This window comes from uncultured Litoreibacter sp., assembly GCF_947487515.1.
Taxonomy (GTDB): Bacteria; Pseudomonadota; Alphaproteobacteria; order Rhodobacterales; family Rhodobacteraceae; genus Litoreibacter.
This window is the reverse complement of sequence record NZ_CANKWO010000002.1, coordinates 549,784-571,556: the sequence shown is the minus strand read 5'-3', so window position 1 is coordinate 571,556 and position 21,773 is coordinate 549,784. Positions and strand designations below refer to the sequence as shown.

At 55.7% G+C, this 21,773-nt stretch carries 22 protein-coding genes; 10 read left to right on the top strand and 12 right to left on the bottom strand.

Translation table 11 applies throughout. The features are described 5' to 3' along the window. Window position 1: 1 nt before the first annotated feature. The 6 genes from Q0746_RS08435 to Q0746_RS08410 are packed head-to-tail and all read right to left on the bottom strand — an operon-like array spanning window position 2 to window position 7,060. Window positions 2–1,873 carry an ABC transporter ATP-binding protein gene (locus Q0746_RS08435; RefSeq protein WP_298259173.1) on the bottom strand — a complete coding sequence of 624 codons (1,872 nt, stop codon included), beginning with the start codon at window positions 1,871–1,873 and terminating at the stop codon, window positions 2–4. Then, the gene (locus Q0746_RS08430) at window positions 1,870–3,711 is read right to left on the bottom strand and encodes an ABC transporter ATP-binding protein (protein WP_298259171.1); all 1,842 of its coding nucleotides are present in this window, start codon (window positions 3,709–3,711) and stop codon (window positions 1,870–1,872) included. The genes Q0746_RS08435 and Q0746_RS08430 overlap by 4 nt, the downstream gene beginning before the upstream one ends. A gap of 41 nt (window positions 3,712–3,752) precedes the next feature. Beyond that, window positions 3,753–4,337: a LysE family translocator gene (locus tag Q0746_RS08425; RefSeq protein ID WP_298259169.1), complete on the bottom strand. Its 585-nt coding sequence runs from the start codon at window positions 4,335–4,337 to the stop codon at window positions 3,753–3,755. Continuing rightward, complete coding sequence (locus tag Q0746_RS08420) at window positions 4,334–5,476, bottom strand: CCA tRNA nucleotidyltransferase (protein ID WP_298259168.1); 1,143 nt, start codon at window positions 5,474–5,476, stop codon at window positions 4,334–4,336. Before Q0746_RS08420 ends, Q0746_RS08425 begins: the two co-directional genes overlap by 4 nt. Then, window positions 5,476–6,075, bottom strand: coding sequence for a CoA pyrophosphatase (locus Q0746_RS08415; RefSeq protein ID WP_298259166.1), 600 nt, complete (start codon window positions 6,073–6,075; stop codon window positions 5,476–5,478). Before Q0746_RS08415 ends, Q0746_RS08420 begins: the two co-directional genes overlap by 1 nt. Beyond that, a complete protein-coding gene (locus Q0746_RS08410; protein ID WP_298259164.1) occupies window positions 6,062–7,060 on the bottom strand; it encodes an Hsp33 family molecular chaperone HslO in 999 nt (332 codons plus the stop codon). The genes Q0746_RS08415 and Q0746_RS08410 overlap by 14 nt, the downstream gene beginning before the upstream one ends. A gap of 99 nt (window positions 7,061–7,159) precedes the next feature. On the opposite strand from Q0746_RS08410, the gene Q0746_RS08405 reads away from it, so the two are divergent. Beyond that, window positions 7,160–7,600, top strand: a complete 441-nt coding sequence (locus tag Q0746_RS08405; RefSeq protein ID WP_298259162.1) for an NUDIX hydrolase — start codon at window positions 7,160–7,162, stop codon at window positions 7,598–7,600. Window positions 7,601–7,618: 18 nt separating this feature from the next. Here the strand turns inward: Q0746_RS08405 and Q0746_RS08400 are convergent, their stop codons facing one another. After that, window positions 7,619–8,932, bottom strand: a complete 1,314-nt coding sequence (locus Q0746_RS08400) for a SpoIIE family protein phosphatase (RefSeq protein WP_363322750.1) — start codon at window positions 8,930–8,932, stop codon at window positions 7,619–7,621. A 136-nt stretch (window positions 8,933–9,068) separates the two neighbouring features. Here Q0746_RS08400 and Q0746_RS08395 point away from each other — a divergent pair, with 136 nt between their 5' ends. Beyond that, window positions 9,069–9,371: an Hpt domain-containing protein gene (locus tag Q0746_RS08395; protein ID WP_298259160.1), complete on the top strand. Its 303-nt coding sequence runs from the start codon at window positions 9,069–9,071 to the stop codon at window positions 9,369–9,371. Here Q0746_RS08395 and ilvA read toward each other — a convergent pair. After that, complete coding sequence (gene ilvA / locus Q0746_RS08390; protein WP_298259158.1) at window positions 9,368–10,615, bottom strand: threonine ammonia-lyase IlvA; 1,248 nt, start codon at window positions 10,613–10,615, stop codon at window positions 9,368–9,370. The genes Q0746_RS08395 and ilvA overlap by 4 nt on opposite strands. Beyond that, window positions 10,612–11,370, bottom strand: a complete 759-nt coding sequence (locus Q0746_RS08385) for a hypothetical protein (protein WP_298259156.1) — start codon at window positions 11,368–11,370, stop codon at window positions 10,612–10,614. Before Q0746_RS08385 ends, ilvA begins: the two co-directional genes overlap by 4 nt. Before the next feature lie 138 nt (window positions 11,371–11,508). Between Q0746_RS08385 and Q0746_RS08380 the strand changes: the two genes are divergently transcribed. Next, complete coding sequence (locus tag Q0746_RS08380) at window positions 11,509–12,735, top strand: argininosuccinate synthase (protein ID WP_298259154.1); 1,227 nt, start codon at window positions 11,509–11,511, stop codon at window positions 12,733–12,735. Window positions 12,736–12,877: 142 nt separating this feature from the next. Here the strand turns inward: Q0746_RS08380 and Q0746_RS08375 are convergent, their stop codons facing one another. Continuing rightward, window positions 12,878–13,579: an HAD family hydrolase gene (locus Q0746_RS08375; protein ID WP_298259152.1), complete on the bottom strand. Its 702-nt coding sequence runs from the start codon at window positions 13,577–13,579 to the stop codon at window positions 12,878–12,880. Between the two features lie 230 nt (window positions 13,580–13,809). On the opposite strand from Q0746_RS08375, the gene Q0746_RS08370 reads away from it, so the two are divergent. From Q0746_RS08370 to msrA, 3 genes are all read left to right on the top strand, one after another. Further along, the gene (locus Q0746_RS08370) at window positions 13,810–14,874 is read left to right on the top strand and encodes a YjgN family protein (RefSeq protein WP_298259150.1); all 1,065 of its coding nucleotides are present in this window, start codon (window positions 13,810–13,812) and stop codon (window positions 14,872–14,874) included. 4 nt (window positions 14,875–14,878) lie between these two features. After that, window positions 14,879–15,937, top strand: a complete 1,059-nt coding sequence (locus tag Q0746_RS08365; RefSeq protein ID WP_298259148.1) for a M48 family metallopeptidase — start codon at window positions 14,879–14,881, stop codon at window positions 15,935–15,937. Between the two features lie 84 nt (window positions 15,938–16,021). Then, window positions 16,022–16,672, top strand: a complete 651-nt coding sequence (gene msrA, locus Q0746_RS08360) for a peptide-methionine (S)-S-oxide reductase MsrA (RefSeq protein WP_298259146.1) — start codon at window positions 16,022–16,024, stop codon at window positions 16,670–16,672. Between the two features lie 16 nt (window positions 16,673–16,688). Here the strand turns inward: msrA and Q0746_RS08355 are convergent, their stop codons facing one another. Next, window positions 16,689–16,976, bottom strand: a complete 288-nt coding sequence (locus Q0746_RS08355; protein WP_298259144.1) for a YggT family protein — start codon at window positions 16,974–16,976, stop codon at window positions 16,689–16,691. 127 nt (window positions 16,977–17,103) lie between these two features. On the opposite strand from Q0746_RS08355, the gene Q0746_RS08350 reads away from it, so the two are divergent. The 4 genes from Q0746_RS08350 to Q0746_RS08335 all read left to right on the top strand — a co-directional run bounded on the left by Q0746_RS08350 (window position 17,104) and on the right by Q0746_RS08335 (window position 20,893). Then, window positions 17,104–17,631 (top strand): thioesterase family protein, encoded by a 528-nt coding sequence (locus tag Q0746_RS08350; protein WP_298259142.1) that lies wholly within the window; start codon window positions 17,104–17,106, stop codon window positions 17,629–17,631. 138 nt (window positions 17,632–17,769) lie between these two features. Then, complete coding sequence (locus Q0746_RS08345; RefSeq protein WP_298259140.1) at window positions 17,770–19,173, top strand: MFS transporter; 1,404 nt, start codon at window positions 17,770–17,772, stop codon at window positions 19,171–19,173. Next, on the top strand, window positions 19,155–20,036 hold the full coding sequence (gene mepA / locus Q0746_RS08340) for a penicillin-insensitive murein endopeptidase (RefSeq protein WP_298259138.1): 882 nt from the start codon (window positions 19,155–19,157) through the stop codon (window positions 20,034–20,036). The genes Q0746_RS08345 and mepA overlap by 19 nt, the downstream gene beginning before the upstream one ends. Next, on the top strand, window positions 20,009–20,893 hold the full coding sequence (locus tag Q0746_RS08335; RefSeq protein WP_298259136.1) for an esterase-like activity of phytase family protein: 885 nt from the start codon (window positions 20,009–20,011) through the stop codon (window positions 20,891–20,893). The genes mepA and Q0746_RS08335 overlap by 28 nt, the downstream gene beginning before the upstream one ends. A gap of 8 nt (window positions 20,894–20,901) precedes the next feature. Here the strand turns inward: Q0746_RS08335 and Q0746_RS08330 are convergent, their stop codons facing one another. Further along, a complete protein-coding gene (locus Q0746_RS08330; protein ID WP_298259134.1) occupies window positions 20,902–21,705 on the bottom strand; it encodes an LOG family protein in 804 nt (267 codons plus the stop codon). Between the last annotated feature and the right edge of the window lie 68 nt (window positions 21,706–21,773).

Here is a 21,773-nt window from a genome sequence, read left to right as displayed (position 1 = left end):
CTTACTCGGCTGTTTCGTCTATGCCTATAAACCCGCCGGACTGTCGCCGCCAGTAGCGAGCGTAAAGCCCGTCTTGCGCCAATAGTTCTGCGTGGGTGCCGTCCTCGACGATGCGCCCCGCATCCAACACAACAATCCGGTCCATGCGCGCGATGGTGCTAAGACGGTGGGCAATGGCGATGACGGTTTTGCCGACCATTGCGTTGTCCAACGCGGATTGGATCATCGCCTCTACTTCGCTGTCTAGCGCGCTGGTGGCCTCATCCAGTACCAAGATCGGCGCGTCTTTCAACAACGCACGCGCCAAGGCAATCCTTTGGCGTTGCCCGCCCGAAAGCTTCACGCCCCGTTCGCCCAAATGCGCCTCATATCCTTTGCGGCCTTTGTGGTCCTCTAGGTCCAAAATGAAGTCATGCGCTTCGGCGCGGCGGGCGGCGTCGATCATGTCTTCTTCGGTTGCGTCGGGGCGGCCATAAAGGATGTTGTCGCGGGCGGACCGGTTGAACATCGCCGTTTCTTGCGTGACCATGCCTATGCTTTGGCGCAGGCTTTCTTGGGTCACCGCAGAGACGTTTTGATCGTCGATCCGAACTGCTCCGGCCTCGGCGTCATACAGCCGCAACAAAAGGCTGACCAGCGTCGACTTCCCTGCACCAGAGGCGCCGACCAACCCCAGCTTCTCGCCCGAGGGGATCGACAGCGTTACGTTATCGATGCCCCCGATTTCGCGTCCGTAGCGAAAGGTGACGTCGTCAAATATCACAGCCCCATCGGGGACGCGCAGCTTCTTGGCCTGATGCTTGTCCAGCAACGCGTGAGGCGGGGTGAGCGTGCGCATCCCGTCCTCTACTTCGCCGATATTGGCATACATCGCCATCAGCGAAAAACTTACCCAGCCCGTCATTTGCGCGATACGGATGGAAATGGCACCGGCTGCCGCGATGTCGCCGGTCGTGGCATTGGCCGATTGCCAAAGCATCACGGTTCCGCCAATCAACAGCACGGGCAATATCCCTGCGGTTGCCATCAGGGCAAATCTGAAACCCGTCGACAATCGTCCGAACTCCAACGCGCGATCTCGTAGCACCGCCATGGCATCCAAGGCGGATTGATCCTCGAACTTCGAGTGCCCGAAAAGCTTCACGGTTTTGATGTTGGTGATCGTGTCGACGACTTGCCCTGTGACCATCGTGCGTGCGCTTGCCCGCGCGGCAGAGCGTTTGCGGATACGTGGCATGAACCAGCGGATCATAAGCAAATAGCCCAGCAGCCAGATCGCCAAAGCGAAGGCGATCCATCCGTTGATTGTGCTTAACAACAGAACCGATCCAAAAACGGACGCCAGCGCAAAGGCGACGACGTTGATCGTCTCTGCCGTGACTTCAGTCAGGGCGCGGGCGGTTTGCATTTGCTTTTGCGCGATGCGTCCTGCGAAGTCGCTGTCGAAGTAATCTACCGAATGGCCCAAAGTCCAACGGTGCAGGCGGCTTTGAACAAGCGGGTAAACATTCGGGGGCACCACAATGCCGTTGAAGGCGGCACTTGTCCCGAAAAACAGCGGGCGCAACACCATGAAGAAGATGACAAACAAGGCAACCAGCGACCAGTTCTGGGCGAAAAATCCGACGGGGCCGGTGGCTGCGGCGGCGTCAATGACACGGCCAAGTAACATGGCAGTCACGGCTTCCATCGTACCGGCTAAAGCAGAGAACAGGGCCGCCAAAATCAATACAGGCCACGACCCCGCAAGACACCATTTGCAAAATGCCCAAAGCGTGCGAGGAGGTGGTGATCCGGCCTCGGCAAACGGGTCAATCGCATTCCCCAAACGCTTTAGTACCGGCTCAAGCATACCCAACAAACGTTCCATCATTGCTCTGCCTCAACATTCAAAAAGCCACCCGATTGACGCGCCCAAAAACCGGCATAGAGCCCGCCTTTCTCCAGAAGTTCGGCGTGGCTGCCTTCCTCGACAATGGCGCCGTCGTCCAGAACCACAATGCGGTCCATATGCGCGATGGTGCTTAGGCGGTGGGCAATGGCGATCACGGTTTTGCCCTCCATCACACCGTATAGGGTGTCTTGAATGGCAGCTTCGACCTCACTGTCCAAGGCGCTGGTGGCTTCGTCCAAAACCAGTATCGGGGCATTCTTCAATATCACGCGGGCCAACCCGATGCGTTGACGTTGCCCGCCCGAAAGTTTCACCCCACGTTCGCCCACATGGGCGTCATATCCGCATCGACCTTCTGGGTCCGAGAGGTCCAGAATGAACTCATGCGCTTGGGCCTGTTTGGCGGCTTTGATCATGTCTTCTTCGGAAGCAGTCGGGCGGCCATATAGGATGTTGTCCCGGACCGAGCGATGCATCAAGGAGCTGTCTTGGCTTACCATTCCGGTTACCTGTCGCAGGCTGTTTTGCGTGACGTGGGTGATATCCTGCCCGTCGATTTCGATGCGCCCGCCTTCTGGGTCGTAGAAGCGCAGCAACAGCTTCACCAATGTGGATTTTCCCGCACCGGATCGCCCGATCAACCCAACCTTTTCTCCTGACGCGATTTGCAAAGACAGGTTGTCCAACCCCCCGCGATTCCGTCCGTAATGATGTGTCAGCTGATCGAAGTTGACCGCCCCAGCGCTAAGCGAAAGCGGTTTGGCGTCGGGGGCGTCCACCAAGGTGATCGGCTGGGCAATGGTCTCCATACCTTCCGATACAACGCCCAAAGAACGGAAAAACGATGTCAAAGCCCACATGATCCAACCGGTCATGGCGTTCAAACGCAAGGTTAGTGCTGTCGCTGCGGCGACGGCCCCGACGGTCGCGCTGCCTTGTGACCATAGGGCGATCGCCCACCCCACGACACCGACGATCAGCAGCCCGTTCAAGGTGACCAACATGACATCCATAACCGTGAAAATTCGCATCTCGCGGGCGAAGGTTTGGCGCGCCTTCTCGATGGCCTCTTTGGCGAATAGCAGCTCTCCCTCGTTATGTGCAAAAAGTTTGACTGAATGGATGTTGGAATAGCTGTCCACGACCCGCCCCGTTGTCATTGAGCGGGCATCCGAGGATGCTTTTGACGCGGGCCCGACCCGTTTCATGGTCCATGAGACCAATGCAGCATATAGCCCCAGCCAGATCACCAATGGGATGACCAGACGCGGGTCTGCCTGTGTCAGCAAGATGATTGCGCCGACGGCATAGGCCAACGAGAAAGTGATAGCGTCAAACACCTGAAACACCGCTTCACCTGCAGCGGGAGGCGCTTGCATGATGCGGTTTGCAATGCGTCCGGCGAAGTCATTCTCAAACCAGCCTACCGATTGTCGCAACACATGCTTATGCGCCCGCCACCGGAACAAAGTGCCATAGTTCGGCAGAATGGCGTTGTTCAAAATGCCGACATCGGCGGCTTGGATCACGGGGCGTATGAACAGAATGAACACCGCCGCAATAGTCAATTCCGTGCCGTATTGGTCCAAGACTTGCGATGGTTCACCCAGCGACAAAACATCCACCACGCGGCCCATGTAGTAGATCAGCCCAACTTCAACTATGGCCACTAGTAGCGACAAAATTGCCGCCCAGATAAAGACCTTTTTGAAGGGTTGGGAGTAAGACACCAAAAACGGCCACAACTTGCGCGGAGGGGCGTCTACTTCGTCATAGGGGTCGTACGGGTCAACCAAATTTTCAAAAAAGCGGAACATCAAAACCTCTTTGTCGGGCCTCGAAGGAAATTGGCCACGAACTATAAGAAAACCATGACAGCCGAGGCGGCCAATGCAAGGGCCATTATTGTCATAAACCAGCGCCACCAAACTTGGCGGGTCATAAGGGCCGCCAATAGTGATCCGGCAAAGGACCAAAATAAACAGACAAACAAATTAATGCCGGAAAAGGCGCTGCCCAGTCTAAGTGCCTCTTGAGCGGGCGGTAGGCCGATGGCGTAGCCGGAAGATGCGGCCATCGCGATGGCCCATATTTTCGGGTTCACCCATTGAAACAGCACTGCCTCAAGAAAGGTGAAAGGCCGGTCGCGCCCCTGCGTTTGCGGCCCTCTGGTGGAGCAGAATAGCTTCCATGCCATCCACAATATCCACGCGGCGGCCAAGCATTTCAACGCAAAGGTCAACGCCGGCTGCGCCAGCAACAACGCACCGATACCAAAGCCCGTCAGCGCAGAGGTGATCCCCACGCCAATCGCCACGCCAAAGACATGCGGCAAGCTGCGGCCAAACCCAAAACGCGCACCGGATGTGGTAAGCAAGATTACATTTGGTCCAGGTGAAAACAGGCCAGCGAAGACAAAAACATAAAGCGGGTCAAAGCTCATTCCAGCAGCTCTGACTTGGTGAGGGTGAAACCGGAGGCGATCCAGCGCGCCTCGCATTCCTTCAGTTTTGTCCCCAAGGCCTGCCCCTGTAGTTGCGGCATAAGATCGGTGGCGCTTAGCGGGAATTCAGCGGCAATGGCGGTCTTGATTGTGGCTGCAGTGCTGGGGGGGATCGGTTGCTCAAACAGGGCGCCGCGCAGTAGCGCTACATCCCAAGCAACGGCTTCGCCCTGTCGGTAAGCCACCTCCGCGATGCTGCAGTCGGCGCCAATTAAGTCGCGCAACAGATCAACCCGTGCCGCATCCCGTTTCGACAGGCGCCAGCGGTCTTTCAAGCCATCGCCCCCCAAACAGGCCACGCGACGCGCGGCATCAGGCAAATGACCGTTTTCCAAATGTACCAGAATTGGCAGTGCCTTTGCGTCTGCTCCTGGCATGACGCGCAGCAAAATTCCCGCCTGCGCCATTGCGGCGATGGCTTGTGACGGGTCGGGCGCGCGCAAAAGTTTCAACATCTCTGCGCCGATGCGTTCGGCGGATAGGTCGTCTAAACCTTCCGCGGCTGATGCGCAGGCGGCAAGCGCCTCCATGTCCAAACCCTGCGCGGCGTCGCCATACCAAGCATGGAACCGGAAAAACCGTAGTATCCGTAAATAATCTTCCGAAATTCGTGCGTCTGGGTCTCCGATGAAACGAAGGCGTCGCGCCTCTAGGTCTTGTAGCCCGCCGACGGGGTCTGTCACCTTGCCGGTGCGGTCGGCGTATAGGGCATTCATGGTGAAATCGCGCCGCGTCGCATCTTCTGTCAAAGAGGTTGAGAAGGCCACTTCAGCATGCCGTCCGTTCGTTTCAACATCGCGCCTGAAAGTGGTGATTTCATGCGCGATACCGCCTGACATTACGGTCACAGTGCCATGCTCGATGCCCGTTGGAATGACTTTCAAACCGGCCGAGGTCGCGGTGGCGGTCACGATATCGGGTGGGGCGGCGGAGGTAATGTCGATGTCGGACACCGGTACGCCCAAGAGGGCGTTGCGAACACATCCCCCCACAAAAAATCCTTGATGGCCCGCGGCGTCCAATGCGTCGAACACTGCTTGGGTTGCAGGGGCTGTGAGCCAGTTTCCCGATATGCGCATCACCTGTGAACCTGTTCTGCCAAGGTTCGCAACATCCGCGCAGTGGCGCCCCAAATGTAGTAGGGACCATAGGGGGCGGCGTAGTAATGCCGCCGTTGGCCACGCCACCGCCGGCCTTCAATGGAGTAGTTGTCTAAATCCAAGACATGCGACAATGGAACGGTAAACATCTCCGCGACTTCGCCTTCTTCGACGATCGGGACAAACGGGCCCTCGATCACCCCGACATGCGGAGTTACTTGAAAGCTGGTCACTGTCTCATGGGACGGCAGGCTGCCAATCAGGCGCACTTGGCGGCGGTCTAGGCCGATTTCTTCTTCCGCTTCGCGCAGGGCTGTGGTGGCCGATGACTCGTTGCCGTCACGTTTGCCGCCTGGGAAGGCAATTTGCCCGGGGTGGTGTTTTAGGGCGGATGATCGCTTGGTCAGCACCACCTGCGCGCTATCCCCAGTAGGTATCAACCCCACCAACACCGCTGCGTCGCGCAGCACTCGGGTGTCCGGAAGAGTGATGTCTGGGTTTAGGTCATAGTCCGAAGAGGCCGCGCCGGTGTTCGCCAGCGCGGCTTCAATCAATTTTATCTGGCTATTCTTTGTCATTTGAGGTCTCAGCCTCGAAGCCCATTGCCTTAGGATCCATGACATAATGGGCGCCGCAGAATTGGCAATCCGCGGTGAGGGTGCCGTCTTCTTTGGTCATATGTGTGAGGTCACGTGCCGAATAGATCGAAAGGCTTTGCTCTACTTTTTCCTTGGAACAGGTGCAGCCGAACTTGACCGATTGCGCGTCATACACCACCGGCCCTTCCTCGTGAAACAGGCGGAACAACAGATCTGTCGGGGCAATGCTGGGCCCGATCAGTTCCAACTCTTCGACTGTATCAAGTAAGATGTTCGCGCGGGTCCAGTTTTCAGAGGCGTCGCCTTCCAAAATGTCATCGGCGGTCAGCAAGCCATCTTCGCTTTCGCTGTCTGTCTTGGCCATCAGTGGGGAGGCCTTTGGCATATGCTGCAACATCAATCCACCAGCGCGCCAGCTTTCCGCGGCACCTGGTTCCATAGACCGCCCATAGGTCAGTGAAAACTTAGTAGGGAGCTGCTCGGATTGCGCAAAATAGGTTTCGGCGCAGGCGGATAAGCTGCCGCCGGACAACGGGGTAATGCCTTGATAGGGCTTCATGTCGTTGCCTTGGTCAATCAAAATGGCAAAGAACCCTTTTCCAATTTGGCCAAACGGGTCGGCCTCAAGGTCGATGGTGTCTTTGTCATAGCTGGCATAGGCGCGAATGCGGGCGGGCTCGCCCTCTTCGGTTGGGCCATAGTAGTCGGTCGCAATTAGCCGTAATGGCCCGTCGCCGCGAATTTGCAGCGAAAGCTTCCAGCGCAGCTGAATGGTTTGGCCGATCAATGCGGTAAGCAGGGCGGCCTCCGCCACCATTGCTTCAACGATGGGCGGGTAGTCATGTTGTTCCAGCACGCCATCTAGCACCCCGTCCAACCGCGCAACGCGGCCTCGGATGTCGATTTTGTCCAACTGGAATGGGAGAACTGTGTCGTCCCACGCGATTTTTTGTCCAAGGGTCATGGGGTTTCCTTACGCCTAGGAGGTTGGCATACCGTGTCTAGATAGGCGCGACAATCCATTCCCCAAGAGGGGGCATGAGAAGAAAGGCAGAGTTGCACGATGATCAGGCGATTTGGCGAGGTTTTTCAACAGGGAAAGCCGTATCGATATCGACCCGGAGCCTATGCGATTTTGTGGAACGGTCGCAGCCTGCTGACGACCGTGCAAGAAGGAAGCCCACCCGAGTTGCAGCTTCCCGGCGGCGGTATCGACCCCGGAGAGCACCCAATCCCCGCGCTTCATCGCGAAGTGATGGAGGAAACTGGTTGGATCATTTCAAACCCAAGAAAAATAGGCGTTTTTCGTCGTTTTGTATATATGCCGGAATACGGGTTTTGGGCAGAAAAACTGTGTAGCATCTATCTTGCGTTGCCGGTCTTGCGCCGCGGTGCGCCAAGCGAAGCGGGTCATACGGCTGTTTGGATTTCGCCGGAAAATGCTGCTCGCACCCTTGGGAATGAAGGGGACCGTCACTTTGTGAAACAGGTGTTCAAGCTTTGAAACGATCCTCCAAGGCCGTCATGTAACCGGACCCTCATAGTCAAACACCAAGGCGGAGACGTCATCATCAAATTCGTCTGATCTGGTGTAGGTGCGCAAAGTAGAAAGCAAATCCTCCAGGAGTTCGGGGCTTTCGAGGGCGCGCGTGCTGTCCAGATATGCCGCGAGCCCCTCTTCTTCCAACATTTGACCGTTCGGGTCTTCTGCTTCGGTGATTCCATCGGAGTATAGGACAAGGCGGTCACCCGGAAACAATTGAGTTTCAAAGGACGTGAAGGGCGCATCCTGTATCAACCCCACCGGCATACCTCCTTCACCCAACTGAATGGGGGGATGACCTTGGCGTTGTAGAATCGGGTGAGGATGTCCGGCTTGAACAGTTCGCATCATTCCTGACCGCAGATCGACAATACTCATCGCGATGGTGAAGTAATGCTCGGTTTCCAGTTCTCGCAGCAGAAGTTCGTTTAGGGCGCTGACTGTTTCGGCCGGATCGCGTGCAGTGAATTCACCGGTTTTTAGCCGTCGAAGCGCCATGTTTTGGCTGGGGGTCAATCCACTTAGATAACCGGCCAATCGCGCCGTCATAAGGGCGGAGGTGACCCCATGCCCTGAAACATCCAGCGAGAACAGGCCGATTTGATGCGCGTTTACCCGAAATTTACCCACCAGATCCCCGCCTACATGGCCACTTGGCGTCAGGTTCAAACCAACGCGGCCTTCTGGGATGGTAATATCTGTTTCCCGAACCAGTGATTGCTGCAGGTGACGGGCTTCGGACAGATCGTGGTTCAGGGCATCATATAGGGTTTCTATTCGCTGAAGCGCGGTGTTCACGGCCTCATTCTTTTCTACCAAGGCGGCTTGCATTTGGAGCACGCGTTCTCCGGCACGCAAGCGTGCGCGCAATTCTCCCGATCCGATGGGCTTGGTCAAAAAATCATCGGCCCCAGAGTTCAACCCTTCGGCGACTTCTTCACTGCTGCCTTTGCTGGTCAGTAAGATAAAATACCCGTAGTTGTCGCGCCCCAGTTTGCGGAAGGCCCGACAAAATTCCGGTCCGGTCATTTCCGGCATCATCCAGTCGCTTAGAATCAGGGACACATTCTCTTTGCGGCACAGCTCCAATCCTTCCGCGCCAGAGCTGGCCTCAATAACTTCATACCCCCATTTTTTAAGGTTTGTAGCCAGCAACCGCCTTTGCATGCGGCTGTCGTCCACCACGAGGACGCGCTGCGGTACCGCAGGATCGGTGTCACTTGCCCCTTCCCAATCAAGAGAAGCCGAAGTGGAGGTTTGTGCGACAGATTTGATCTGTGAAGTAGGGGTCAACATGAGGTCAAAAAGAGGTAGAAACTTTAAGGTAGAATGAATGTGAAAATTGGATTGATTACAATTGAAGCAATTACAGTTCCTTAACTTTCGACCCGCATCATGAGCGAAATCATTGTGACCCTAGGACGTAGAAATGCTTGATTGGCGACGAGTTCAGGACCTGAAAGATGACCTTGGCGAAGAGGATTTTGAAGAGATTGTCGGCCTCTTTCTGGAGGAGGTAGAAGAGAAGCTGCAAGGCTTGCTGCACGGGAATATTGAGGAGCTGTCATCCGATCTGCACTTTTTGAAAGGCAGCGCTGCAAACCTCGGGTTTGAGAGTTTTCGAAAACTTTGCGAGACGTCGGAGCGTGACCCAACTGAATTTGAAGCGGGGCTATTGCTGTCCGAATATCAAGAATCAAAGGTCGCGTTTCTGGCCGGTCCGGATGCTTAGATCAAGAATTCCGCTAGAATGTCGTCATTGGTGATATCGCGATGTTCAAATCCGTTGTCGGTCATGGATTGAAACAATCGGGCAAAAGCATCTGGTTCCTTTGTCTCAATTCCAATCAGCACAGATCCGAAGTTGCGCGCCGATTTTTTGAGATACTCAAATCTTGCGATGTCGTCATTCGGGCCCAGTAAGGCCAAGAAGTCCTTGAGAGCACCGGGGCGTTGCGGCATCCGCAAAATGAGATATTTCTTCAGTCCCGCATAGCGCTGGGCGCGTTCTTTCACTTCCGGCAGGCGTTCAAAATCGAAATTGCCACCGGAGGTGACGCACACAACAGTCTTGCCTTTGATGCTGTCCGCCAGCTCGTCCAGCACGTCGATGACCAAAGCACCGGCAGGCTCCAGCACGATTCCCTCTACATTCAAGAGCCGGATCATCGTCGCGCAAATGCGGTTTTCGGGGGCCAGAAGTACATGGTTTGGATCGACTTTTTGCAAAATCTCAAAGGTGTGCTTGCCGATTTGGGCGACTGCAGCGCCATCCACAAAGGTGTCGACATGGGGCAGGTTGACCGGCTTTCCCTGCTTCAAGGCGGCCGTCAGTGAGGCGCCACCTGCGGGCTCCACATATCGAATGGACGTGCACGCACCCATGTCGGTGAAATAGCGCGTGACCCCTGCAGATAGCCCCCCGCCCCCGACCGGCAGCAATAGCATATCCGGCATTTCGCGGAGGTCATCTTCGATTTCCACGGCGACCGAAGCTTGGCCTTCAATGACGTCGGGGTCGTCGAAAGGGGATAGAAAATGCGCACCAATTTCGTCGCAATGGTGCTGGGCGGCTTGCAAGGTTTGGTCAAAGTAATCGCCGATTAAGCGTATTTTCACGAAGTCCCCACCAAAGGCACGTGTCTTGTCGATCTTTTGTTGGGGCGTTGTAATCGGCATGAACACTTCACCGGCCACGCCAAAATGGCGGCAGGCAAAGGCAAACCCTTGAGCGTGATTGCCGGCGCTGGCACAGACAAAGCTCTGTTGATCCGGATGACTGGCCCGCCGTTTGGACATGGCGTTGAAGGCCCCGCGAATTTTGTAGGATCGCACGGGCGTGAGGTCTTCACGCTTTAGATAAATTTTCGCGCCATAGAGGTCGGACAGATAATCGTTCAGCTGCAAAGGTGTTTTTTCAAACAGCTTGCGCATGGCTTGGGTCGCAAGGCGCGCCTCATCGGTGAACGCGGTCATTTGGCTACTGGCGGGATGGTGCGGAAAATGGCGACAAGCCAGCCGGTGGACATCAAGATAAGCAGCCAAGACGATATGACGCTGAGGACGCTGTTGATAACGGGCATACCGCCCAGCACCACAGTGGGGATGTTCAGCACAACGATCACAATCAGCGCAAACAAGGTCAAAAGCCCGATCCCTTGGTGACGGGACCCGATCCACGCTTGATACAACGATAGAACCTGACCGGCGGCGGTTGCAGGTAAAGCCGCGCCGAGCCTCAAGATGAACCAGACGGAAATGCCAATGGTTAGCAAGGGGAGGACAAACAGGGTGATTGGAAGAGGAAGAAACCGGATGGTGATCAGTTCGGTGGAGCCGATGGCCAGATTCACGACGGCCACCAATCCAATGAGAAGCAACAGGCTGATCAGATAGCCGCCAAAGGGCAGGCCCTTTAACGAGGGTAGATATCCGCGCGGGACATCTGCTCCTAGGCAATAGCGGCTCCAGATAAGTGATACCCATGCGCCCGCCAACAAAGTGATGACAAAGGAGGCCATGGTAAATGTGGCCAAGAAGTCGGGAAGTTCACCTTCGGAGTTGGGGTGGACAGACAAGGCCCCGATGGGCAGTCCGGTGACGAGGTAGCCCAAAGCGAAGACCAGCAAGCTGGCGCCGACCCAAATTGCGCCCGTTAACCTTATCGCTGCACCCAGATTGCGGAACAGATGAGTTAGCCCATAGAGGAAAATGTCGATTGCGTGTCGCATGGTGCCTGTTGCCCGTTTTCTTTTCCGCGACCCTGCGGGCAAACCGCTTTGAGGTCAATCACACGCATGCACGCCCTTGCACCCCTGTGACATTGACGTTATCGCCCTTTGCGACTCAAAGATTTGTCGGAGAAGCCCATGTCCGCCCCTAAAAAAGTAGTGCTCGCCTATTCTGGTGGCCTTGATACCTCGATTATCCTGAAATGGTTGCAGACCGAGTATAACTGCGAAGTGGTGACCTTCACTGCAGATCTTGGACAAGGCGAAGAGCTGGAACCAGCCCGCAAGAAAGCCGAACTGCTGGGCATCAAGCCAGAGAACATCTTCATCGAAGATGTTCGCGAAGAATTCGTGCGCGACTTCGTTTTCCCGATGTTCCGCGCCAACGCACTTTATGAAGGCCTGTATCTGCTGGGCACATCCATAGCACGCCCGCTGATCTCCAAGCGTTTGGTAGAGATCGCAGCGGAGACCGGTGCCGACGCCGTGTCCCACGGGGCAACGGGCAAGGGCAATGATCAAGTGCGCTTTGAATTGGCCGCCTATGCGCTGAACCCGGACATCAAAGTGATTGCACCTTGGCGCGAATGGGATCTGTCGTCCCGCACCAAGTTGTTGGACTTCGCCGAGAAGAACCAAATCCCGATTGCAACTGACAAGCGCGGCGAAGCTCCGTTTTCGGTGGATGCGAACCTGCTGCACACGTCTTCCGAAGGTAAAGTACTGGAAGATCCGGGCGTCGAGGCTCCTGACTACGTCTACCAACGCACAGTGCATCCCGAAGATGCGCCGAACGAGCCAGAGTTCGTCGAGGTGGGTTTCGAAGCCGGCGACGCCGTGTCGATCAATGGCGAAGCCATGAGCCCTGCCACGATCCTTACCAAGCTGAACGAGCTGGGTGGCAAACACGGCTGTGGTCGTCTTGATCTGGTAGAAGGCCGTTTCGTTGGTATGAAATCGCGCGGCGTCTACGAGACACCAGGCGGCACATTGCTGCTGGAAGCGCATCGCGGCATCGAGTCGATTACACTGGACCGCGGTGCGGCGCATCTCAAAGACGAGTTGATGCCAAAATACGCAGAGCTGATCTACAACGGCTTCTGGTACTCGCCCGAGCGCGAGATGCTGCAAGCGATGATCGACAAAAGCCAGGAGCACGTGACAGGCACCGTTCGCCTGAAGCTATACAAAGGCTCCGCGCGCACGGTTGCACGGTGGTCGGATCATTCGCTCTATTCCGAAGCGCATGTAACGTTTGAGGAAGATGCAGGTGCGTATGATCAAACGGATGCGGCTGGTTTCATCCAGTTGAACGCGTTGCGTTTGAAATTGCTGGCGGCCCGCGACAAGCGTTTGAAGTCGTAATTTGAATAAAACTTGAGGTAACCCATGGGTTACCTCAGGGGTTTTGTTGTTAATTTTTTGCAGCTGATCCCGAAGAACAATTTTGATTGGCGTTTACGGGTATTGAAATCTCGTAAACGCAATCGGATCAAATACCCGCCAATTATGATGTGATTAGCAGTTTACGGGTCTTTAGCGCCTCGTAGTGCGGAAGCGCCATTGCGCAAAGTTCAGCGGCGTGCCCCTCCAACTGCGGCAAGGGCCCTTCAGCCCCCGCAAAGCCAGTGGAGCGATGAACCGCCCCGTACCAATGCGACGCCCAGACCCCGTCGAATTCTTTCGGACCCGCCGGCCAATGCAACATGGTGTCGGAGAACGGCAGGCCAATAACTTCGCATAAACACCGCAGCGCAGCCTCAGGGTTCTTGCGAATGTCATGGCTGTCGATGACGTAGCCGCCGACCTGTTTGAACAGCTCTGTTTGCTGGACGTAGCCGATGTCTTCCAATGTCGGGTTCTGGCGCTTGGCACTGTAGCTGGCGATGACACGCGCAGGGTGGCGGATCAGATGGATGTTGACGCAATCATCTGCCCAACCCATCGGCATGGTTTCCAGCATGTGGTGAGGCATATGTTTCATATAACGGTGCTGTGCCGCTGGGGCCGCGCAGGTCGCGGCAACCAAATCAGGGTCGGTTTCATGTGCCCGCATGATCTCTTCCCCCATCGGGTGAGACGTGGCGGATAGCTTTAGGTAAGCGGCATAAAACGGCTCATCCATGACGTCGAAATCTGCACGGTTCCCAAAGCTATACATCATCGCTGTCGACAGATTGCGGGGGCCGGACCACATGGCAATTTTCATGGCGCGATGAACTCCTTATTCAAAACCGACAGGCACGCGCCGGACAAAAGGTTGCCGCGGCCGCGTTGGGAAATCTGCTGGGTGCCTTCATGGCCTCCTGCCAAAACATAGACCTTGAATCCCACAATCGGGCCAGAAAAATCGGAACGGGGCCACAGGATTCACAAAAGAGTTGACGTAAGCTATGATCGGCGAAAAAAGAGCGACATTGAATATGAGGGAAATTTGCAATGAGTACTAACTTACCTGCAAACGCTAAGCCGTTTGAATTTACTGGAAACGCCAAAGAATGGTTTGGCATCTGGATCGTCAACTTACTTTTGAGCATTGTTACATTAGGTATCTATTCCGCTTGGGCCAAAGTTCGCACCAAGAAATACTTTCACAACCATACAATCGTTGAAGGCCGCAACTTCGACTACCACGCCACCGGCAAGCAAATCCTTATTGGCCGGCTGATCGTGATTGCCGCGTTCATTGTCTTTCAGGTTGCGGCAGCGATGAGCCCGTTTTTGGCGATTATTCTTGTTTTGGGATTGCTGGTTGCTTTCCCTTGGTTGATCGTGCGCTCAATGATCTTTAACGCGCGTATGACGAGTTTTTCGAATGTGCGTTTCGGGTTCGTAGGCGCAGTTGGTCAGGCGTTTTTGGTCTTTATCGTTTATCCACTTCTGACTGTTTTAACGTTGTATACAACTCTGCCAATTTTGGACCGTGCGACAAAAAGTTTCTCGATCAACAATCACAAATTGGGCCAAGCAAGGTTCAATATGGAAGTTGGCCTTGGACCGTTTTACAAAGCCTTCCTTGTTGCCATTGCATGGATCGTCGTCGTCGGTTTTTGCAGCGTTGTTGTGACAGGATTTAGCTTCGCAAACTTCGCGTATGCCATGGAAAATATCGAACATAACCCAGAGCAAGGCGCTTCGATCATTGCGTTGTTCTACCTGATCTTTTTCGTTGCTTTCTTGCCTGCTGCGTTCATCTACCAAGCCTTGACGCGCAACGCGATCTACAACAACACAACCTTGGATGGCGGACATAAATTTGCCTCCAACGTGACGGCACCCAAGCTGCTTTGGATCGCTGTGTCCAGCATGGTTGTGGTTGTTTGCACATTGTTCTTGATGTTGCCTTGGGCACAGGTTCGCATGGCGCGCTACATGGCGTCCCACACTGGACTAATCCCGGGTGGTTCTTTGGATGACTTTGTGACCCAGCAGCAAGAAGCCGGTGGTGCCATGGGGGATGCCTACACTGACCTCGAAGCCATCGACGTCGGCTTGCCGATTTAAGCAGATGAGCAACGCGCCGCACCTTAGAGGCCTTCACGGCCACGCCTATGCGGCGCGTTCCTCCTATCGCCAACCCGCGCGACTAATCACGCGCGAAGGGGGCGAAGACCTTTGGGTCGACATTCAAAATGACGAGCGCGCGGTTCTGGCGAGCGCCTATTTGTCCGACCTGCAAATCGACCCGCCGTTGGGGTCCGTCGCGCGCAAGATTACCTTTCCAGATGGCGCCGTGTTCGAGACAACGGATCATGACGCCATTGAGGAGTTGACGGGAAAGACCCGCGGCTCTTTGTTGCACCATTACGAGGGCTTCAACGCGCGCCTGATCGGAGTTGTGGCCATATGTCTTGCGGCCGCATGGGTGTTGTGGCGATATGGGCTGGATATTCTGGCTGCAGCCGCGATTGCGATGACGCCGCCTGCCGTGATTGAGCAAATCGACGTTGGCAGCATGAGGACCATCGATTTCACCATGGCAGAGCCTTCGGAACTGTCTGACGAACAAAAAGAGCAGGTAGAGAAAATTTACCTGCGGTTGGTCAACTCCTTGCCCGATGACACGCAGCAGGAACACAGCTTCGAGTTGCTGTTTCGCAATGTTCCAGGCATGGGCCCCAACGCCTTTGCGCTGCCTGGCGGCACGATGGTGATTACGGATGAGTTTGTGAAAGACTTCCCAGACGTCGATGTCATGGCCGGTGTTTTGGGGCATGAGATCGGGCATGTGGTGGAGCAGCACGGGCTCAAGCGTATTTACCGATCTCTCAGCATGTATGTGCTGATCGCATTCTTGGCGGGGGATGTGGGGCCAATTTTGGAAGACGTTGTGTTGGAAGGCAATGTGTTGCTGTCTTTGTCGTTCAGCCGCGCGCAGGAAACCTCGGCGGATGAATTTGGACTGAGGCTGTCGAAGGCGTCCGGTTTTGACCCCGCCGGTCTGAAGCGGTTCTTTAAGGAGCTGGATGGCCGTTTTGGCGATAGCGAGCCACCGCAGTGGAACTCCACCCACCCCTCTAGCGCCGCCCGCGTAGAAGCGATTGACGCCTATATCGAAGGGTTGTGATCACCACCACCTCACAAGGACTTTAATTGCCAGCGCGGGAGGGGATGTTACCCACTGTTGCAGCAATTCTTGTAGGAGAACTTCATGACCCCCACTGCAATGTTTCGTCACAGCGCCGCTGTCTTGTCTTTGGCCGTCCTAGGTGGGCTGTCGGTGCAGCAAGCGCAGGCCGCCAAAATTACCGTCGCAGGCGGGTGTTTCTGGTGCGTGGAAAGCGACTTTGAAAGCGTGAGCGGGGTGAACGAAGCTGTGTCAGGCTTCACCGGTGGCAAAAAAGCGAACCCGACCTACAAGCAAGTGACCGCAGGTGGCTCGGGCCATTTGGAGGCGGTGCAGATTGACTATGACCCGTCTAAAACCAACCCCAAAGCGTTGTATGATCTGTTTTTCCGGTCCATTGATCCAACAGATGCGGGCGGGCAGTTTTGTGATCGCGGCGAAAGCTACACCACTGCGATATTCGTTGCCAATGCAGCAGAGCGAAAAGCGGCAGAAGCCTCAAAGGCGGAAGCTGAGGCGGCATTGGGCCAGAAGATTGTGACGCCCATCCACAACGCATCGGGGTTCTATCCGGCAGATGCCTATCATCAGGATTACTACAAGCAAGATAAGATCGTGATCACCCGTTTTGGCCCGCGCTCAAAGGCGGTGGCTTACAAGAAGTACCGTGAAGCCTGCGGGCGTGATCAACGGGTCAAACAGCTTTGGGGCAAGGCTGCTGCCTTCGCCCATTAGGCTTTAGGCGCCGCGCTTAGTAAAAGAGCGCGGCGTTGTTTGTCAGGATGATCTGCAACGCGTAGATGCCAAGCAACGCCACGACGGGGCTAAGGTCGATCCCACCCATTTGCGGCAACATACGACGGATGGGGCCGTAAAGTGGCTCTAGCAGGCGGTTCAAGCCGTCCCAGATTTGCGCAACGATGGGCTGGCGCATGTTGAGAACACCAAAGCTAATCAGCCAACTCATGATGAAGTGGATAATGATCACAGTGCGCACAACGCCGAGGATCATCATCAATATTTGAAACAGGCTTGTCATTCGGGCTCTCCGCTGATGGGTTGCGAATTAGGTAAGCGCCAAGCCGCCGAGGCGCAAGGTGTGACGCCATATCTTGGTTGACGTTGTACAGAAATAGGTCATCTGTGGCCTTAACACAGGAGCCTTTATGTATCCGTTTCTTCGTTTGATCTTTCAATTTTTTCGCCACCGCAACGACCCCGCATTGGGCCCGCTGGACACACATGTCTCTTACCATATCTGCTGGCCTTGGGATCTGGATGTCTGGCGCGAATTGAACAACGGGCGGACCTTGTCGATATACGATATGGGGCGACTGCCTTTGGCGATGCGGGTGGGGTTGATCAAGGTGCTGAAAGACCGTCGCTGGGGTTTGACCATGGCGGGGGCCTCGGTGCGGTATCGCAAACGAGTCCGGATGTTTGACCGGATCGAAATGCGGTCGCGCGCGGTGTGCTGGGACGACAAGTTTTTGTATCTGGAGCAATCCATGCGGGTTCGGGGGGAAGCGACCTCACATATTTTGTATCGCTCGGCCGTGACCGGAGAATCGGGAATCATTCCCCCTCAGGACGTGATGAGTGCCCTGAATTTGCAGCTGGATACTCCAGAAATTCCCCAATGGATTAAGGCTTGGATCGACGCAGAGCAGCAGCGACCTTGGCCCCCGTTTTGAGTATAAATTGACGTATACGTCAGCATTTTTCTGTGTTCTGTTCTATGCTTAACTCAGGTTTGCAAGGTAAGTTATTCCTTGCTTTGGATGATCGATTGGCCCTAGGTCAACGGTACCACTCAAGGGAACAACGAATACATGGCAACGTCTGCTAAGAAGCGAATTTGGGGCTGGTTCATGTTCGACTGGGCCTCCCAGCCGTATAACACGCTGCTTCTAACATTCATTTTCGGGCCCTATTTTGCTGAGATTGTGACCGCTCAATATATCGCGGGCGGCATGGCCGAAGACATGGCGAAGGCAAATGCACAAAGCATTTGGGGCTGGGCATTGACCATTTCTGGATTGCTGATCGCGTTTTGTGCTCCGCTGTTGGGCGCAATTGCTGACAGCACCGGACGCAGGTTGCCCTACATCTGGGTGTTTTCGCTTCTTTATGCCGTGGGTGCCGCTGGCACTTGGTTCGCCGACCCTGAGGGGTTCAATATGGTTTTGGTTCTGGGGTTGTTCATCATCGGCTTGGCGGGGATGGAATTCGCCACCATCTTCACCAATGCGATGCTGCCCGAGTTGGGCACGCGCGAAGAGATCGGGCGGGTTTCAGGATCCGGCTGGGCGCTAGGCTATGTCGGCGGAGTATCGGCTTTGGTTCTGGCGTTGGTGTTCTTGGCCGAAAACAGTCAGGGTCGAACCTTGATTGGCATCTCACCGCTGGGCGGATTGGATGCAGACGCGCGTGAAGGCACGCGCTTTGTAGGGGTGTTTTCTGCAGTCTGGTTTGCGATCTTCATGGTGCCGTTCTTCGTTTGGGTCCGCGACCCGAAGGATCAGCCGGCGCGCGTAAAGGGCGTGTTTGTTGACGGGCTGCGCAGCTTGGGACGCACGATCAAGAAGCTGCCGCAAAGCCCAAGTTTGGCGCATTATCTTGCGTCCTCCATGCTGTATCGGGACGCGCTAAACGGGATGTATACCTTTGGAGGTATCTATGCCGTCGGCGTGTTGGGTTGGAGCGTGATTGATGTTGGCGTTTTTGGCATTCTTGCTGTGATTGGAGGCGCGATCGCCGCCTATCTGGGCGGGCGCGCGGACAGCCGGTTTGGGCCTAAGCCGGTTATTCTTGTGTCTATTCTTGCCCTGATTATTGCCGCGATTTCGATTGTTATGATTACGCCGACGTCGATCTACGGGGTGCCAGTATCGGACGAAGGCATCATCGCCGGTCGCACGGCATCGGACATTGCATTCTATCTGGCGGGCATTCTTGTCGGGGCTGCGGGCGGTACTATCCAGTCTGCGTCGCGCACCATGATGGTCCGCCAAGCCAACCCCAAGCGGATGACAGAAGCCTTCGGTTTATACGCATTGGCAGGCAAGGCGACGTCCTTTCTGGCGCCTGCGTTAATCGCCATGACCACCATGGCCACAGGGTCGCAACGTATTGGCGTAACTCCGCTTATAGGGCTCTTCCTTTTGGGGCTGGTCCTGTTAATCTGGGTTAAACCAGACGGAGAGGACGACGCAGTATGGGAATCCGACACTTAATCGGTGTGGCCTTGGCTGTGGTCTGCTTGGCAGGCTCAGCAAGCGCTGAGAAATTGGCAAAGCAACATTTTGGCGCCAAACGCGATGGTTCCCAACAAAAAGCAGCCGCCTATGGATCCTATGCAAAAGGGTGCGCGGCGGGCTTGATACAGATGCCGGAGACCGGTCCGACATGGCAATCCATGCGGCTATCCCGCAACCGCAATTGGGGCCACCCAGAGCTGATTGATTTTGGCCAGAAACTTAGCCGCGTCGCGGTGAAGCAAGGCTGGAAAGGCCTGTATTTCGGCGATTTTTCACAACCCCGAGGCGGCCCGATGCTAACTGGTCACCGCAGTCACCAACTGGGGTTGGACGCAGATATCTGGATGAATCCGGTCGAACGCGTGAATTTGAACCGCAACCAGCGCGAGAACCTATCCGCCATCTCCATGCGCCGCGCTGGCGGGGCTTATGTGAACGACAAATGGACCCGCGCGCATCATAACATTTTGAAAGCAGCCGCGAGTGATCCGCGTGTGGCGCGCATTTTTGTCTTTCCTGGGGCCAAGGTGCAAATGTGCAAGGACGAGAAAGCCCGCAGCAAGAAAAAGCGCGCTTGGTTGCGCAAAATCCGGCCTTGGTGGGGGCATCACTACCATTTTCACGTGCGCCTGAGCTGCCCTAAAGGGTCAAAAGGTTGCGTCAATCAGGACCCGCCACCCAAAGGGGACGGTTGCGCTGATGCGCAGCAATGGGTGAACAACATTTTGAAGCCACCACCCCCGCCGAAAAACCCGCCTAAAACCACCGCCAAGAAGCGGCGGGAATTGCGGCTCGCAGATTTGCCAAAAGCATGCGTTGGCGTTCTGAACTCCAAGTAGCGCTGGCGGTCCTCGTTGTTTCGACGGGGGTTGCCTGCGCACAGTCATTGGAGTTTGTCAGCCGGTACGGGTGGCGCTCGGACGTGGAGGGCTTTGGCGGCTTTTCGTCGCTTGAACTCAGCCGGAACGGTGACCGCTTCACTACGACCACCGACAAAGGGTTGATCTCCGAGGGGCGTATTGTCCGCCGAGAAGGGCGCATTCGCGGGTTGGACAACCTGCGCTTCGAGACGCTCCAGAACCCCGCAGGAGCCCCGCTGCGCAGCTACCGCACGGATGCGGAAGGTTTGGCCATTGCGCCGGATGGGACGATCTATATCTCATTTGAGGGCACGCATCGGGTTTTGGCCTATGGAGGCCTGCAAAATGCTGCGCGGACTTTGCCGGACCTGCCGTGGGCGGGCGCGCTTCAATCCAATTCATCGTTGGAAGCTCTGGCGATTGATAAGGCCGGTGCGCTTTACACAATGCCGGAAAGATCAGGCAATCTGAACCGCCCGTTCCCTGTGTACCGGTTGCGCGATGGTCGCTGGGACCGCATGTTAAGCATCCCCCGTCGCGGTGGCTTTTTGCCTGTCGGCGCGGATTTTGGCCCCGATGACCGGTTCTATCTGCTGGAGCGGGAGCTTGCAGGGTTGAACGGGTTTGCCACCCGCGTGCGAAGCTTCCGGTTGGCCGGTAATGTGCTGACGGACGAACGCGAGTTACTGCGTACCATCCCCGGTACGCATGACAATCTGGAAGGGATAGCAGTTTGGGCCACCCCCGAAGGGGTGATCCGTGTGACGATGATCTCTGACGATAATTTCAAATTTTTCCAACGCACAGAGCTGGTTGAATATCGTCTGGTGCAATAGGATTTGACCTATTGGTGGGCGTCGATGATCGCGATGGCTTCTTCGGCTGTTTCGACAAAGTGGAACAGATCCAAATCTTCGGCAGCAATTGTGCCCGCGTCTGACAGGGCCTCCCAATTGATGATCGACCGCCAGAATTTCTCTCCAAACAGCACGAATGGAACGCGTTTCATCCGGCCTGTTTGGATCAAGGTGAGCGCCTCGAAGGTTTCATCCAACGTGCCGAACCCGCCTGGGAAGACCGTGACGGCGCTGGCGCGCATCAAGAAGTGCATCTTGCGGATGGCGAAATAGTGGAAGTTGAAACACAACTCCGGCGAGACATATTCGTTCGGGGCCTGCTCGTGAGGCAGCACAATGTTTAGCCCGATGGAGCGTCCGCCAGCATCAATTGCGCCGCGGTTTCCGGCCTCCATGACGCCTGGTCCGCCACCGGTGCAAATGACGTTGTTCTTGCCGTCAGAGCGTTCGGTCATAATCTGGGCAAAACGGCGGGCTTCTTCGTAGTATTTGGACAAGTCCGACAGCGTCTGGGTGCGGGCGGTGTCCTTTTTTGCGGGCTCTGGGATGCGCGCGCCACCGAACAAAACGATGGTTGATTCGATGCCGGCCTCATCCATCATCATCTGTGGCTTCAGCAGTTCCAACTGCAAGCGCACGGGACGCAATTCGTCGCGGCACATGAAGTCATTGTCCGTGAAGGCCAACTCATAGGCAGGGGACCGCGTTTGCGGCGTGTCGGGGATTTGCTTGACCTCTTCCATATCCTGACGGGAATGGCGCATTGGGTGCTTGCGGTTGTCGTCTTTCATATTCTCTGCCTCTTCATTGCGCGTATGCGTCATTTCGGTTTATAGGCGATCAACCATTGAAACCAGAC